A 15,346-nucleotide genomic window follows, 5' to 3' on the forward strand; every position below is an offset into this window, starting at 1 on the left:
CATAAGAGGGAGTTAATTGGAAATGTCTAAATCAAAGAGTCAACGTGAAAGACAATGGAATACTAGAAAACAATCACAAGACCCACACGGAAAAGTTAAATCCTTTGAACAGCTTGCTGAAGAAACAAAAAAAGAAGATAAATAAAGAAGTAAACATCACGGATCAAAAACCCGTGATGTTTTTATATTCACTTTATATATGACAGCACACAAGGATTCTCTCACCTTTTCTATTCACCTAATCGCTTTTCACATACAATATTATTTACCGTCTCATACATTTTACTTAAACCTGTCATACTTGCTTCAAAGTCAAAAGCATCCTTTTCTGAAATTCCTAATTTGTTTGCCTCCATTCCTGCCTCCATATTAGCTCCAAGAAAAACAAATTTCCATTCATCCTTTTCTTGTTTTTGTGATATCAACCGATTTACTTGTTCGTAGTTGTATTCCTTACTTGCATTCTCTAAGCCATCTGTTGTAATGACGAATATGACATTAGAAGGCTTCTCTTGATCTATTGTTCGAGAAAGTCGGTAACCTACATCGACAATCGTTTTACCCACCGCATCCAGCAATGCTGTCATACCTCGAACATAATAATGAGCATTTGTTAACCTTACCATACTCGCTTCTATCCCATCCCACAAAATTTCATATTGATCATCAAATAAAACCGTTGTAAGCCTAGTTTTTCCTTCCAACTCATTTTGCCTTTTCAGAAAGGCGTTAAATCCACCAATCGTGTCTCCTTCTAAACCACTCATTGAACCACTTCGATCCAACAAAAATATAATTTCGGTTACTTCTGTACTCATCTTCATTCATCCTTTCGTCTTTTCCATGCTATAATAGTATCCAAAATTGTCCTAGATTCGGTCGCTTATAAAGCGACATTTTCGGAAGGGTGTAGACGATGTTAAACAAAAAGATGATGAAAGAATTACATGCGTATATCAAGCGAAACTTCATTGTTATGCCAGCAAATATTTATGATGCAGATAATATTTCCTTTGATATTTATTCTGAACACAATGAACTCGAAAATTATATTAAAACGAATAAAAAAGACTCTATTTCCTCTGTTCTCTTCAAAATCATAGACAAAAAAGGGTTAACGGATGTCGAAGTTTACAAAAGAGCAGGTTTGGATCGAAAGCATTTTTCAAAAATACGTTCAAATGCGAATTACAAAATAAGTAAACAAACAGCTGTGTCCCTTGCAATTGCGCTTCGATTAACAAAAAAGGAAACCGAACAACTTATGAACGTTGCTGGTTTCTCTCTTTCCGAAAATGACACATTTGATTTAATCATACAGTTTTGTTTAGAAAAACAAATCTATGATATAGATGATATTAATCAAGCTTTACATAGTTATGACTTAAAACCACTTATCCGAGCATAATCGAGATTATTTACATATGATGATCATTAAGAAAAGGCTTATCAAAATCAAGCTTACCTTTAATCCGCTTAATTCTTATTTTCTCACCTTGTAAGAATTCATCAACATCAATCACAACAGGCTTCTGGTTAGCACCGATAGAAAACCAAACCTTATTCAATTCTGTATCGTAGACTGTTGTATGCAATGTTCCTGACCAAGCATCATACTTTTTTGAAAATACTTCTTTTTCACTATTGTTTAATAGCTCAAAGGCTTGAACTACATTAGAGTTATCAATTTGATTGTTTTTCATGAGATTTTGTCTTCTAATGGAATCGTCCATTCTGTAACGATTTTCATCCGTTAGGAGTTCAAAATGGTTCGTACAGACATTCGTTGTTCTTTCTGTAACAGACCTAGGAGAAGCCTCTACTACGATTGTTTTTCCATTACGATCAAGTAAAACATAATTAAAGGTAGTACGATGTGGGATCTCTCTCAACACACTTATCGCTTCTTCTACTGTTGCACATGTTTCAAGGATGATGCGACCAATCATATTACAAATAAATCCGTCCCCTGAACCAATTCTATTTACAAAATTATAACCCATCATAAGTCCCTTTTCATTCATTCCATCCATGCGACCAGTAATTTGCATCGATGGACCTACTACGGCATAGCCTGTATCCGTTGGTTTATAAAGTACAAATCGCCCCTCATAACCACTAGGATGACTATCATAATTGCGGACCATGTAATTAGTACCCGTTAAAATGGAACATCCACTTCTGCTATAATCGACATAATGTCCTCCAAATTCCCGTAATGCATCTTCCATGTTCCAATTTAGTGCATCAGCCAAGCCACGTATTTCATCTATCATACCTGGAATGAAACGTTGAAGTATTGTAATCGATTCTTGTTGATTAATCGAAAAATAACGCGTTCTTTTTGACGTCCATTGTTTAAAGCGATTGGGAAGGATCGGTGAACCTTTTAACAATTCTCCTTGCATATATCCAAAATCATAATGATTTCCTGTAAATTGAACAACATCACTAAACACTGCTTGCATGATGAATACTCCTTCAAAAATAAAGATAACAAGAAGATCATACAGGACTGATTATACAAAGTCTAATATGAAGATGCACTTTGGATACATGGAGAGTTTTTCGTAATGAACAAATTTTCATAAGTAGAAACATTTTCTCTAGATCTTCATTTGGATAAACCATATGACTTTACCAACGACTAGTGTTAAACTACACTATAAATATGTTTTTTAAAACATTTAAACATACTACTAATATAAAAAAGCATAGTTATAACAAAACTACTTTTTTAAAAAAAGGAGAATCATAATGGTTTCTGAAGATGAGCTCCAACTATTCAAAAAAGAAATTTATTTATTAATAGATGAATATGATCGATGCTTAGATATAAAAATAAAGAATCAAATTTACCATGATATCGAATTATTACTAGATGTAATTGTAATGAGGTAAATGCCCCAATAGTGAAATTAATTTTCTTTGACTTCTATAACAAAATCAGAGCCAGATTCAACACTTATTTTGACATCACCTGACTCCTTAAACGTATATGGTTCGAGTTGATAAATTTCATTAATTCCAAATGCTTCTTGTAATTGATTAATATTTGTTGCTTCTACTTTTGAAACTGTTGAAGTCCACTCTACTTTTTTACCAGAAGGGTAATGAATGACAAATGGAATTTCATTGTTATTGTCCTGATCTAACCCTTCCCATGAAACTAAATGAACGGTCACATTCTCATCTTCCATTACGAGATGATCCGCGTAATACCCCATCTCACCAATATCTCCGAACACTGTATAATCTTTCCCATTAATTTTAACGTCAAGAAAAGGAAGTTGATACGTCAATTGAAAATATATTCCATAGCCTAAAGATGCAACAGTAGCTAGGGTTAATCCAGTTACTGTGTACTTAAAAGATTTTTTAGAAAAACTACTCATTATTTCTGAATATGGTGCAAATTTATCAACCAAAAGCAAAATAAACAAAATGCTTGCAAATACAATACCAATGACAATATACAAAATAAATCCCCCTCCTCTATTTATTATGTCTTAAATACGGGGGAAATAAGTGAAAAGTTTCAATTATTAAAATATTCGGCATTAATAATATATTTGGTTCCAAATCATAAATAGTTGTCAAAAACCTAAACAATACCATATAGTATTGCTTCCATCAACATATACTAAATATAGATCTTCTAACCTTTCATCCACAATCGTCAAGCCCACTGCCAAAGTATCAATCGTATTGTAACTTTTATGATGTAATAGCTTATTCTATTTATTTCATGATATTACTTTGATCCAATGCTCTTCACCTCTCTCATACACATACTTGACGTATTTTGAAATCTTTTGCATGTATTATTTGTTAATGCATTTGAAGATTATTCGGTTTTGCATGATAATGATAGTAAGTTCATGGTCAAGAAATATTTTTAGGGAATGAGAAGTAATGACTAATAACGAACATTTGTTTGATAAAGCATTAGATGTATGGATCAAGCAATTACCCCAGATAAAAGATGTAATAGAAATGATACCCATCACCTGGGAAAACCCTTTATTAAATCATTCTAAAATTGAATTTGATGAAGAACTCGGTAATGCTAGAGAACGGTGGAGACGGTTTGCTCCATATTTACAGACAGCTTTTCCAGAATTACATAGAACAAATGGTGTTATCGATTCTAACTTACAAAAAATAAATAACATGAAACAATACTTAGCGAATCATTATCAAGTCAATATTACAGGGGAATTGTATATGAAATGCGATCATCAATTACCAATTGCTGGATCGGTTAAAGCTCGAGGTGGTATCTATGAAGTGTTAACTTATGCAGAAAAAATAGGTTTCCAACACAATATGCTTTCTATCGATGATCCTTACTCAGTACTTAATGAACCCCGATTCAAACAACTATTTAGCAATTATACGATCGGTGTTGGTTCGACAGGTAACTTAGCATTAAGTATTGGCATTATTAGTGCAAAGCTAGGTTTTAAAGTTAATGTCTATATGTCTATGGATGCGAAACAATGGAAAAAAGATCTTCTGCGAAATAAAGGTGTGCATGTACATGAATGTAGCGGAGATTTTAGTGATGCAGTAAAATACGGCAGAATACGAACAAGCCTTGCCCCTAACGGTTACTTTGTAGACGATGAAAACTCTAAAGATTTATTTTATGGATATAGCACCGCGGCTTTCCACTTACAAAAACAACTAAACAATAAAGGGATCCAAGTTGATCACCATCACCCATTATATGTCTACTTACCCTGTGGTGTTGGAGGTGCTCCTAGCGGGATCTCTGCTGGGTTAAAAGGAATATTTGGTAGTCATGTTCATTGTTATTTTGCTGAACCGACACATGCTCCAGCTGTATTATTAGGTTTAATGACAAATAAACTCGATAAAGTATGTGTTCAAGACTTCGGTATTGATGGTAGAACAGAAGCAGATGGTTTAGCAGTTGGTCGGCCCTCGGCGTTTGCAATAAAAAAGATCCAATCATTAATTGATGGTATTTACACAATGGACGATGATGAATTATTCAAACTTTTATCATTACTTTTTGATTCTGAGAATATAGCGATTGAGCCTTCGGCGGCAGCATCCCTACTTGGGCCGGTAGAAATCGCAAGACGAGAATCTATTCCTAAGAAGACAACACATGTCGTTTGGGCCACAGGAGGATCATTTGTTCCAAGAGAAGAAATGCTAGATTTTTATGAAAAAGGAAAACTGCTTCTCAATTTGAATTAAAAATGTGATAAAAGCAAGAAAATCGTAGAAAAAGCAAATCAATTTGTATTTAATGTTTAGCAATAATTTTGTTGGATTTATTTTTACCCCAGTAAAAAGAATGGGACGAATTAACTTGTCCCATTCCTTTTATGTTCCACAATAAGTAACGTATGGTTCATTACATGCTGGCGCTGGCGACATAAATGCTTTAGCCTTAGAATTGTAAACATATGGATCTTTTAATACTTCAAGCAGACGTGTCATCACACTGTAATCATTGTTTTCTACTGCTGCTTCTAATGCTTCTTCTACTCGATGATTCCTTGGTATAACTGCTGGGTTATTCTTTTGCATTAATTCTTTTGAAGAAGCTTTCGATTCCTCTTGTCGTTCTAGTCTTGAAGACCATTTCTCCTTCCAAGCTTCAAATTCAGGTGTACCAAAAAACGACAACTTATCTAATTGATCCTCTGCTAATAATCGGAATGTGTTTGTGTAGTCTGCCTCTTCTTTCTTCATCATGGCTAAAAGTTCACTAATTAGTGTTTCATCCTCATCTTCTTCACCAAATAGCCCAATTTTTTTTCTCATACCTTGGATGTAATGAGTATTAAACATATCCTTGAACAAAGATATTTCATGTTGAGCAAGTTTAACCGCTTCCTCTTGGACATCATGCAATAATGGCAGTAGTGTTTCAGCGAAACGAGCTAAATTCCAACCACCAATGGCGGGTTGATTTCCATAAGCATACCTTCCTTGCCTGTCAATTGAACTAAAAACTGTAGATGGATCGAAATGATCCATAAATGCACAAGGTCCATAATCAATTGTTTCCCCATTAATTGTCATATTATCTGTATTCATAACACCATGAATAAAGCCGACTAGTTGCCATTTTGCTATTAACTCCGCTTGTCGTTTAATTACTTCATGAAGAAAAGAAAGATAGATGTTTTCTTTATCCTTTACGTATGGATAGTGTCTGTCTATCGTATAATCGGTAAGCTTCTTTAGATCTTCTGGCGTACCCCAATGTGCAACATATTGAAACGTTCCCACACGGATATGACTTGTTGCTACACGTGACAAAATTGCACCGGGCAAGTAAGTTTCACGAATGACATCCTCTCCAGTTTTTACAACTGCTAGGCTACGTGTAGTTGGTATTCGGAGTCCATGCATTGCTTCACTAATAATGTATTCTCTAAGCATTGGGCCAAGTGTAGCTCTACCATCTCCCCCACGAGAATAAGGTGTTCTACCTGAACCTTTTAATTGGATATCATACCTTTCCCCATTTGGAGTAACTTGTTCACCAAGAAGGATTGCTCTACCATCACCCAACATATTAAAATGACCAAACTGGTGCCCTGCATAAGCTTGTGCTAATGGGAAACTTCCTTCTGGTAACTTGTTACCAGCGCACACTTCCGCACCCTCGCTCTTCTTTAGAGGTTGCTCATTCAAGCCTAAAGAGTTTGCCAATGAAGCGTTAAATATAACTAATTCAGGTGATTGTACGGTGGTTGGTTCTACTTTTGAATATAACAGATCCGGCAGTTGTGCATAACTATTGTTAAAATTCCATCCTATTTCATTCGTCGTTTTTTGTTGATCCATACTCAACCGACCCCCTTTAATATTTTTGTGTAGATATATTTCAGGTATTCCTGTTGTTCTATTGTGACTATATTTATGTTTCACTGCTATAGGATAAGTATCCAAATATATTAAGATCCTCTCTTACAATTTGATGGGTAATGTGATCGTAACATATTAATTCAAAGTTGTTGTAGCATTTTTATTTATAAACCTGTATGATTCTCAATAAGTAAAGAAAAGCTAAAGATGAATATGGAAAGAGAGAGGAAGATATAAATGGAAGAGATCGAAGTTGGAGAAGTATTTACAATTACTGATGAGAATAACGATGAGCACACTGTTGAAGTGTTGGCTAAGGTCACGTTAGAAGATATTGATTATGTAGCTGTAAGCTTTATTGAAGATCTTCAAGAAGATACCGAAGAGGATATTGACATATTTTTCTTAAAAATTGATGAAGATGGTGATTTGTCAGCTGTTGAGTCTGATCAAGAATTTGATAAGGTATCAAAAGCCTTTGACTCTATTTTAGAGGACGAGTAATATCTAGAAAAGGATAAGTGGGACAAGGGACACCCTTCGTCCCCTAACCCTCTACAGCAACTTTTTCGTTTATATGCTTTTCTTTTTTAGTTGTGAGTGTAAAGAAAGCGATGGATCCAATCAGGGAAGTAGTAAATAATGCAGCTCCCATCGGTATCGCTGTAGTTTCATTAATTCCAATGAGTGGCGCAATCATGGAACCTATTAGTAAAGGTAACATACCTAATAATGCGCTAGCACTTCCTGCACGATGTCCTTGGTTCTCCATGGCTAACGAAAAAGTACTAGTTAAAATAATACCAATTGTAAATAAGTGAATAAATATTGGTAGCACAATCATGAATAATGGTCCATTCACAATCGTCATAATTAGTAACAACGTGTTCGTACATAGGGAAATAATCACACCGGTACGTAGTAATGTTCTTTCCTCTATAATTCCGCTTAAACGACCTACTAAAAAGCTGCCCGATATAATGGCCAACCCATTAATGCCAAACAGAATACTAAACACTTGTGGAGAAACCTGATAAATGTCTTGGTACACAAAAGGCGTACCCGCCACATAAGCAAATGTCCCACCTTGCACAAACCCTACTACTATGGCATAACCAATAAATGACCGATCTTTTAATAGACTTCCCATCGTACGAATGGAACTTCCAATTGAACTAGGCGTACGCTTTTCTTCCGGTAACGATTCTTTTAATTTAAAAGACACCGTCAATACGATCAACATACCTAGTAAACTTAAAAACAAAAATACTGTATGCCACGTAGCAAATGGTAATAATAATACTGCTCCACCAGCTACTGGAGCAATAATCGGACCTGTTGCATTAATAACCATTAACAAAGCGAAAAACTTAGTCAATTCTTTTCCAGTAAAAATATCACGAACTACAGCTCGAGAAAGAACTACACCAGCAGATGCTGTGAAACCTTGCAAGAATCTTGAAATGATCAATACGGTTATATTGGGAGCTAAAGCACAGATAAGAGATGCTACAGCAAATAGAGAAATAAATACGAGTATGGGTTTCTTTCTTCCTTTTGCATCACTTATTGGCCCTACAACCATTTGTCCAATCGCTAGACCGATTAAACATGCGGTCAGACTTAGCTGTACCAATGAAGCTCGAGCACCTAGGTCGTCAGCAATACTCGGAAAGCTTGGTAAGTACATGTCAATATTAAATGGTCCTAGCATACATAACATAGCAAGAAGAAAGGCTAGACCCAATCTTTGTTTTCCAGTTGGATTATGTAATGCAGTATTATGTTTATCTTGTTGAATATCCAACACCTCCCTAACCTTTATTATTATGAGGGATGATAATCAATTAGTCTAGAAACTAGATTTTTATATGGAGGGAACATTTTTTTCTCGTACACTCCCTATAGAATTATTCAATCATATACATTAGAATAGAAAAGGCTAACAGTACAAGATAAAACAAAATACAGTTACAAATTACATACCGAGGGATGACTACTTATATGGGAATACTACTACTTTTATTAAGCACTCTAATGTGGAGCTTCGTTAGCATCCTAGTGAAAGCTGCATCTTTTTCAGTTGACAGTTATACCATCACATTTTTACGTTTTTTTATCGGGGTTATTTTCTTATTTTTGTTCGTTTGGTTTAGCAGAAATAAGGTTACCATCACCTGGAAATCCAAATGGATTTGGTACGGAGCACTTGGAAAGATTGTTAACTATCTTTTTGAAAACTTTGGTGTTTCGATTGGTTATGCGTATGAGCAAATATTAGTTACACCATTTCTGACTATTTTCATGTTATTATTTTCAATCTTTTATTTTAAAGAAAAAGCAACTTTTCTCTCTTGGCTTGCTGCCACTCTTTGTATTTCTGGCGTCTTTCTAATTAGCTGGAACGGTTTACCAATTGCTCAATTGTTTGAGTTTGATTTATTTTTGACAGTGATCTTTGCTATTTCTGCCTTGGGAGCAAGTTTCCACTTTGTGAGTCAAAAAGTATTGATTCAAAAAATGGGTGCTGTCGATATGAATCTGTCCATTTTTTTGTGGTGCAGTGTTTTAACAACCATACCGCTCCCAACTCAATTTGAATGGACTGGAGAACTTAGTAGCCTATCCATCTTAGCACTTGTTTTGTTAGGTTTTATAACTGGAATTAGTTTTATCATCTATGCTAAAGGGCTAAAACATGTTTCGTTTTTAATTGCGGCTGTTCTTGTCAACTCCAGTGTACTATTCACCATTTTCTGGTCATGGCTTTTTTTCAATGAGCCCATTACCATTTATGTTATTTTAGGATCTATTTTATTTTTAGTTGGCATGATTGTATTGAGCTTACCGAGTGCAAAAGTATCTAACCAAAATAGAAGAGATCAAGCTTAATAAGATTTAGTTCAAAAATAAAGGAACAAGTTTTAAGTGATAAAACTTGTTCCTTTTTTTATTCGTTTTGTTTTAGGATTGTGTCAATCAAGTCTTGCATCACCTCTTCTGCCGACGTTATCTTCTCACCGCCACCTTGTGCAAAGGAATTTTTACCTCCCCCTCTTCCATTAATTTTTGGTAACACTTCTTTTATTAGTAGATTCATATTAGCAGTTGGTTCTGTGCTTCTCCCACACACTACTTGTAAATGTTGATCCGTTTCATTAATGAACAACACAATGCAAAAGGTCACCTGCATAGTAATAGCCTTCGCAAGCTCTTGTATTTCAATTAAAGGGCGATTATGATAAATCATCTTTATTAGCTTATAAATCTTGATAGATTGATGCTTGTTCAACAAGTAAATTTACTTCATATTCGATTAATTTAGACCTATAATCTTCTATTGTTTTTTCTAAGTCTTTTTTGTTTTGCAACACTTTAGCTACAGCATCAGATAATTGATCTTGTGGTGCACTTAAGTCATTCGTTAAACGCAGCATCGTTTGATGTTTTTCTCCTAATTGTTTCAACACTCGTTTTCCACAAATGAAATAAACACGGATCTGCTTCTTTTGTTTTTCCCAGTGTAAAACCTTGAGCGAATTTACCTGACCAGTTGATGTTGGATGTGTTCCACCACAACCGTTGTAATCAAATTGTGGGATAATGACTAAGCGTATATTGTCCTTTACACTAAGTTCTTTTCTTAATGAATAATTCATGATTTCTTCTTCCGTTATCCACTTCGATTCTATCACACGGTTTTCAAGAATAAGATCATTGACTATATCCTCTACATAATTTACTTCATGATTAAGAAGATCTGATGTTTCAAGATCAATCGAACATATGTCCTGTCCTAAGTGAAAGCCAACCGTTTTATAGTTGTATATATCCTCAAATGCAGCTGATAACATATGTTGTCCTGCATGTTGTTGCATATGATCAAACCGTCTGTCCCAATCTATACTTCCATAACATTCGCTTTGTAAATCTAATGGTGTCTCTACATAATGACGAATTTCCCCTTCAACTTCTTCCACATCTGTGATGGACACTCCATTAATCACACCTGTATCATGAGGTTGTCCACCACCAGTTGGATAAAAAATAGTTCGCTCTAATACGACATACCAACGCCCTGTCTGATCTTTCTTTTGATACCATATCTTTGTTGAAAATTCCCGTTTATAAGCATCATGATAATACAATTTTTCTGTCATTTTTATTCCACTCACCTTTTTCTAACGTCTTACCTACTATAGCATAATGTGTTAAAAGGTTTCTCGATCCTAACGAAACTATTTTTTGCTCTAATCTTATTTTTATAAAACTAATGTATCCCATTTTTTTCTACCAAATGTTATGATTAAGGTTAGAGATAAAAATAATGTTATACATAAGGAGCATTTATTATGACACAGCATAGCCTAACAAGGAACAATGTTCAGGTGAAGGGATCTGGAAAACAACCGATGATATTTGCACCTGGTTTTGGATTTGATCAAACCATTTGGTATCCGGTTTTGAAATCATTTGAAAATGACTACCAAGTGATTTCGTTTGATTATGTAGGTTTTGGAGGTTCAGATATCAGCGCATATGATTCTGATAAATACAATCAAATATCTGGTTATGTTGACGATTTGTTAGAAATTTGTTCAGACTTAGATTTACATAATGCTATATTTATTGGCCATTCTGTTGGAAGTATGATCGGAATGTTGGCTTCTATAAAGAAACCTGAATTATTGTCAAAAATGATTATGATTGGACCGTCTCCTTGCTTCATAAATGAACCTCCACATTATCATGGGGGCTTCGAAAAAGACGACTTAATAAACTTATTGGAGATGATGGATAAAAATTATACAAGTTGGGTGAATAGCATATCAAAAACAATTATTAATGATGATGCAAAGCCAGAGATGGCACAAGACATTGAGGAACGCTTCTCCTTGAATGAGCCAAATATTACTAGAACATTTGCTGAAGTTTGTTTCTTCACTGACTATCGTGAATATCTGTCTAATGTAATGACCCCGTCATTAATTATCCATAGCTCCAATGATGTTTTTGTACCAGACGTTGTAGCTGATTATATGAAAGAAAATATTCCTTTTTCCAGTGTTATACATGCAAATACAGTTGGACATTGCCCACACATGAGTCATCCAGAAGAAACCATTGAACTAATAAAAGATTTTCTACATAAACAAGAAACAAGATTAAACACGAATTCAGGTGAATTATAGCAATGGACCAACAATTAAACCTTTTGCCTAGTGGCTTTTTTTCACTTTCAACTAATTATGAAATCCTAGCCGTTAATCATACTTTACTGCAATTACTTGAATATGAAAAAGAGCAATTAATTGGGCAGACTATTCATACAATCCTTTCTAAATCGACGAGTAAGTTCTTTCAACTTATGTTTTATCCCTTAATGACTTCAAAACAAAAAGTCGATGAAATGTATCTTGAATTAAAGTCCAAAAAAGGACATGATATTCCTATCTTAATTTATGCAACAAGTGATAAAAATAAAGTAATCACCTGTGTGATTGTACCTATTACTAAGCGAAATGAATATGAAGATCAACTGTTAGAAGCAAAGAAGGTAGCCGAGGAAAGACTTATTGAAGTAAATAAAGTTAATCATCAACTAAAAACTGCCCTTCGAAATTTAGAGGAAAAGCAAGAAGAACTCTTAAAGGTAAATTCACAAATCAGCAAATATAAAATGGAAACCCAAAAGGAACTGCAATTAGCCAAGAATATACAAGAAACATCATTAACAGAAAAGATAGACAATAATCATATTCAAATTGAGTCCTATTATAACGCTTCAAGTGAATTATCCGGAGATATTTATGGCTTCTACCAAATAAACGAACATCAATATGGAGTTATCTTATTAGATGTGATGGGACACGGAATTTCGTCTTCCCTTATCACCATGTCACTTGGGACTTTATTTCAAAGATTAATTTCTAAAGGGGTTCCTACGGACTTATTGATGAAAGAATTAGATGAGCATCTGCATGGCCTATTCTATAACAATGAAGAAGCATGGCATTATTGTACAGCCATTTATCTATTTATTGATACAAATAAACAAACAATCGAATACGTAAATGCGGGACATCCACCTGGTCTATATCATGGTTCCAATGATGCACAAAAAGAGCTTTTTGCCTCTAGCCCACCAATAGGATCATTCGAAGGTATGTACTATCAAACGAATACGTTTAATTTTGTAAAGGGTTCTAGAATCTTACTTTATACAGATGGCGTTTCCGAATCACATAGGCGTGTTAGTCTAAACGAAATGTTGAAGAAACACATATCCATTCCAATTGATGATTTTAAACAACATCTATTAGCAGCTATTCAAACGGATAATAACCAAGAAGGTCCCCATGACGATCAATGTTTTATCATAATTGATTTGAAGTAAGTCTATGCTCGATTGATAAGCAAGGGAATGTTTGTGTTCCCTTCCTTATTAGATCGAATGATGATTGACCTCTGATGAATCAAACTTCTCTTTTACTCATTTCTCTCTATATTTTTACCTTCGACGAAACGCATAACCCATTATTGATGCACCATTTTAAGTTCCCCCTACCTCAATCGATTTCTTTGTAAAGCACTTGAACTTCTAATGTAATTTTGTCACCTAACGCCCATTGTAGCCATATGTTATTATGAAGCCTCTAAATAAAGGAGACAGCATAATGAATACAATTAATCGAAACAATACAGTGGTGCATTTTGATAAAAATCGCCTTTTCTTTAATAAATGGGAAATGTACAAATTGTTGTCTTCGTATCAGGTCCCTTTCCATATACCATTTACAACCGTTTTAACAAGACAGTCCTTGCATTATTTTTTAAATAGTACATCTCCATTCTTTATCAAACCTGTTAATAGCTGGGCAGGAAAGAATATTACACTTGTCAACCCTACATTAAATGGTTTCATTTTGAGTCAACCCAACGGAAATTCAAGCTTCTATCAAAATCAATCATTGATTATGCAAAGTATCGAACGACAATATGCTGGAACGCATTCTATTCTTCAAGAGAAGGCACCACTTACAAGCTTTAATTCAAAAGTCTTTGACATCCGGGTTCACTTACAGCGTGACCCATCTGGTGGTTGGATATATGCAGGAGATCTAGCGAGAATAGGTGGCAATAAAGTAATCGTCTCTAATCTATTCGCACAAGGCGGAGGTGTTATGGAAACAGACAACGTTATAAATCATATTCTCGATTTTAATCAAGTAAATAATGTAAAACAGAAACTCGCTAAATCAACTTACACCATCGCAAAAATACTTGATTCACAATATCCATTTGTGGATATTGGAGCTGATTTTGGATTAGATCAGCAGGGTGATTTATGGTTATTAGAAGTCAACACAAATGATCGAGAAGGTAGGCCTGGTTACGATTTATTTAAGAAATTACCTAACAAAACTACTTATAAAAAAATGATCACGATAGATAAAGAACGGAAAAAAGTCTGGAACAAAACTAAAATGTTCCCTTATCTTTTAAGAGGTTAATCCGTACTTCCAACTTACAAGAATTTTATTACAAATTTTGTTACTCCTAATAAGTGTTATGATAGAGATACTAAGTGAAGTACTGTATTGGGGAGTGAGAAAATGACTTGGCAAAAAGACCTTCTAAGTTTAATTACAAAGTCAAAAGATGAAAAGATGGCGGTGGCAGTAGATACATCTACAAATGAATATCCGGTTGAAACAATTAGAAATATTTTATCATTATTTAATGAGGTACAAAAGAAAACCCCTCTAATTTTTGCTGATTATAAGATTAGGGAAATAACGGACACTGCAAAAGTCACTGAGATTCCACTTATGTCTCACGGTAAGGCATCTTACACCGACACACTAGAATGGGCAAAGGAACAAAAAATCGATAAGCTTTTTTATATTACAGACGTAACTGGTTATTTCTGGGAAGGTTTAGAGATTAATTATGATGTAATCTGGCTGATTCCCGACAAATTCAAGCCTCAAGTTCCATTTGGAAAATCACTAAACCTAGTCAGACAAAGCAACAAGAAATAATCATGTGGGACAAGCTTCAACTTGTCCCTGCTTTAAATTACTCTGTTCTGTTAAATTATTTCTTTTGTCTTTTATTTAGATCCAAATTTGTCTAGGGCGTTGAACTTCACGATAGAATATTTATTTTCAATTTCAAGTACCTCTATTTACTTAATATCCTTAAATTCCCTTTCCCATGGGCCAACTTGTGCCCAATACCTCATCGGCCCCAGGTTGAAAGCAAATGTAATTTCCTTTAATCCCGGTTTCATTAAGTAATTAATATAGACTATTCCGTGTGCACATCTATTTTTATTATTAATTAGTTTATTGTGTTTTACTATCCTTCTTTAAAAAGAAATTCACAGAAAAAAAACAACTTATTCTGAATAAAAGCATTCAGAATAAGTTGTTTTAAGTTTGCCTAGCGACGTCCTACTCTCACAGGGGCAATGCCCCAACTA

Annotated in this window: 17 protein-coding genes; 10 read left to right on the forward strand and 7 right to left on the reverse strand. The window is 34.5% G+C overall.

Annotated features, from left to right (window positions below; translation table 11 throughout):
- Positions 1-22 precede the first annotated feature (22 nt).
- On the forward strand, positions 23-145 hold the full coding sequence (locus NYQ66_RS14430) for a DUF6254 family protein (RefSeq protein WP_259870417.1): 123 nt from the start codon (positions 23-25) through the stop codon (positions 143-145).
- Between the two features lie 85 nt (positions 146-230).
- Here the strand turns inward: NYQ66_RS14430 and NYQ66_RS14435 are convergent, their stop codons facing one another.
- On the reverse strand, positions 231-818 hold the full coding sequence (locus NYQ66_RS14435; RefSeq protein ID WP_259870418.1) for a vWA domain-containing protein: 588 nt from the start codon (positions 816-818) through the stop codon (positions 231-233).
- Between the two features lie 98 nt (positions 819-916).
- Between NYQ66_RS14435 and NYQ66_RS14440 the strand changes: the two genes are divergently transcribed.
- Positions 917-1,408, forward strand: a complete 492-nt coding sequence (locus NYQ66_RS14440) for a hypothetical protein (RefSeq protein WP_259870419.1) — start codon at positions 917-919, stop codon at positions 1,406-1,408.
- Positions 1,409-1,418: 10 nt separating this feature from the next.
- Here NYQ66_RS14440 and NYQ66_RS14445 read toward each other — a convergent pair whose 3' ends face one another.
- Complete coding sequence (locus NYQ66_RS14445) at positions 1,419-2,468, reverse strand: C45 family autoproteolytic acyltransferase/hydolase (protein WP_259870420.1); 1,050 nt, start codon at positions 2,466-2,468, stop codon at positions 1,419-1,421.
- Positions 2,469-2,757: 289 nt separating this feature from the next.
- Here NYQ66_RS14445 and NYQ66_RS14450 point away from each other — a divergent pair, with 289 nt between their 5' ends.
- A complete protein-coding gene (locus tag NYQ66_RS14450) occupies positions 2,758-2,901 on the forward strand; it encodes a hypothetical protein (protein WP_259870421.1) in 144 nt (47 codons plus the stop codon).
- Positions 2,902-2,918: 17 nt separating this feature from the next.
- On the opposite strand, the gene NYQ66_RS14455 is transcribed toward NYQ66_RS14450, so the two are convergent.
- The gene (locus tag NYQ66_RS14455) at positions 2,919-3,479 is read right to left on the reverse strand and encodes a hypothetical protein (RefSeq protein ID WP_259870422.1); all 561 of its coding nucleotides are present in this window, start codon (positions 3,477-3,479) and stop codon (positions 2,919-2,921) included.
- Positions 3,480-3,915: 436 nt separating this feature from the next.
- On the opposite strand from NYQ66_RS14455, the gene NYQ66_RS14460 reads away from it, so the two are divergent.
- Entirely contained in the window at positions 3,916-5,232 is a 1,317-nt protein-coding gene (locus NYQ66_RS14460; protein ID WP_259870423.1) for a D-serine ammonia-lyase, read from the forward strand.
- A gap of 129 nt (positions 5,233-5,361) precedes the next feature.
- Here NYQ66_RS14460 and NYQ66_RS14465 read toward each other — a convergent pair whose 3' ends face one another.
- Complete coding sequence (locus NYQ66_RS14465) at positions 5,362-6,837, reverse strand: protein adenylyltransferase SelO (RefSeq protein ID WP_259870424.1); 1,476 nt, start codon at positions 6,835-6,837, stop codon at positions 5,362-5,364.
- Positions 6,838-7,095: 258 nt separating this feature from the next.
- Between NYQ66_RS14465 and NYQ66_RS14470 the strand changes: the two genes are divergently transcribed.
- Positions 7,096-7,362 (forward strand): DUF1292 domain-containing protein, encoded by a 267-nt coding sequence (locus NYQ66_RS14470; RefSeq protein ID WP_259870425.1) that lies wholly within the window; start codon positions 7,096-7,098, stop codon positions 7,360-7,362.
- A gap of 43 nt (positions 7,363-7,405) precedes the next feature.
- On the opposite strand, the gene NYQ66_RS14475 is transcribed toward NYQ66_RS14470, so the two are convergent.
- Positions 7,406-8,668: a Bcr/CflA family efflux MFS transporter gene (locus NYQ66_RS14475; RefSeq protein WP_259870426.1), complete on the reverse strand. Its 1,263-nt coding sequence runs from the start codon at positions 8,666-8,668 to the stop codon at positions 7,406-7,408.
- 194 nt (positions 8,669-8,862) lie between these two features.
- On the opposite strand from NYQ66_RS14475, the gene NYQ66_RS14480 reads away from it, so the two are divergent.
- Positions 8,863-9,750 carry a DMT family transporter gene (locus NYQ66_RS14480; protein ID WP_259870427.1) on the forward strand — a complete coding sequence of 296 codons (888 nt, stop codon included), beginning with the start codon at positions 8,863-8,865 and terminating at the stop codon, positions 9,748-9,750.
- Between the two features lie 58 nt (positions 9,751-9,808).
- Here the strand turns inward: NYQ66_RS14480 and NYQ66_RS14485 are convergent, their stop codons facing one another.
- Both NYQ66_RS14485 and NYQ66_RS14490 read right to left on the reverse strand, forming a co-directional pair.
- Positions 9,809-10,108 carry a DHH family phosphoesterase gene (locus tag NYQ66_RS14485; protein ID WP_259870428.1) on the reverse strand — a complete coding sequence of 100 codons (300 nt, stop codon included), beginning with the start codon at positions 10,106-10,108 and terminating at the stop codon, positions 9,809-9,811.
- A gap of 10 nt (positions 10,109-10,118) precedes the next feature.
- A complete protein-coding gene (locus NYQ66_RS14490) occupies positions 10,119-11,018 on the reverse strand; it encodes an alanyl-tRNA editing protein (RefSeq protein WP_259870429.1) in 900 nt (299 codons plus the stop codon).
- A 192-nt stretch (positions 11,019-11,210) separates the two neighbouring features.
- Here NYQ66_RS14490 and NYQ66_RS14495 point away from each other — a divergent pair, with 192 nt between their 5' ends.
- The 4 genes from NYQ66_RS14495 to NYQ66_RS14510 all read left to right on the forward strand — a co-directional run bounded on the left by NYQ66_RS14495 (position 11,211) and on the right by NYQ66_RS14510 (position 14,903).
- Complete coding sequence (locus tag NYQ66_RS14495) at positions 11,211-12,050, forward strand: alpha/beta fold hydrolase (RefSeq protein ID WP_259870430.1); 840 nt, start codon at positions 11,211-11,213, stop codon at positions 12,048-12,050.
- Positions 12,051-12,052: 2 nt separating this feature from the next.
- A complete protein-coding gene (locus tag NYQ66_RS14500) occupies positions 12,053-13,255 on the forward strand; it encodes a SpoIIE family protein phosphatase (protein WP_259870431.1) in 1,203 nt (400 codons plus the stop codon).
- A gap of 280 nt (positions 13,256-13,535) precedes the next feature.
- On the forward strand, positions 13,536-14,372 hold the full coding sequence (locus tag NYQ66_RS14505; RefSeq protein ID WP_259870432.1) for a YheC/YheD family protein: 837 nt from the start codon (positions 13,536-13,538) through the stop codon (positions 14,370-14,372).
- A 102-nt stretch (positions 14,373-14,474) separates the two neighbouring features.
- Positions 14,475-14,903 (forward strand): VWA-like domain-containing protein, encoded by a 429-nt coding sequence (locus NYQ66_RS14510; RefSeq protein WP_259870434.1) that lies wholly within the window; start codon positions 14,475-14,477, stop codon positions 14,901-14,903.
- Positions 14,904-15,346: the final 443 nt, after the last annotated feature.

Source organism: Aquibacillus koreensis (genome assembly GCF_025154055.1).
GTDB classification, from domain to species: domain Bacteria; phylum Bacillota; class Bacilli; order Bacillales; family Amphibacillaceae; genus Aquibacillus_C; species Aquibacillus_C koreensis.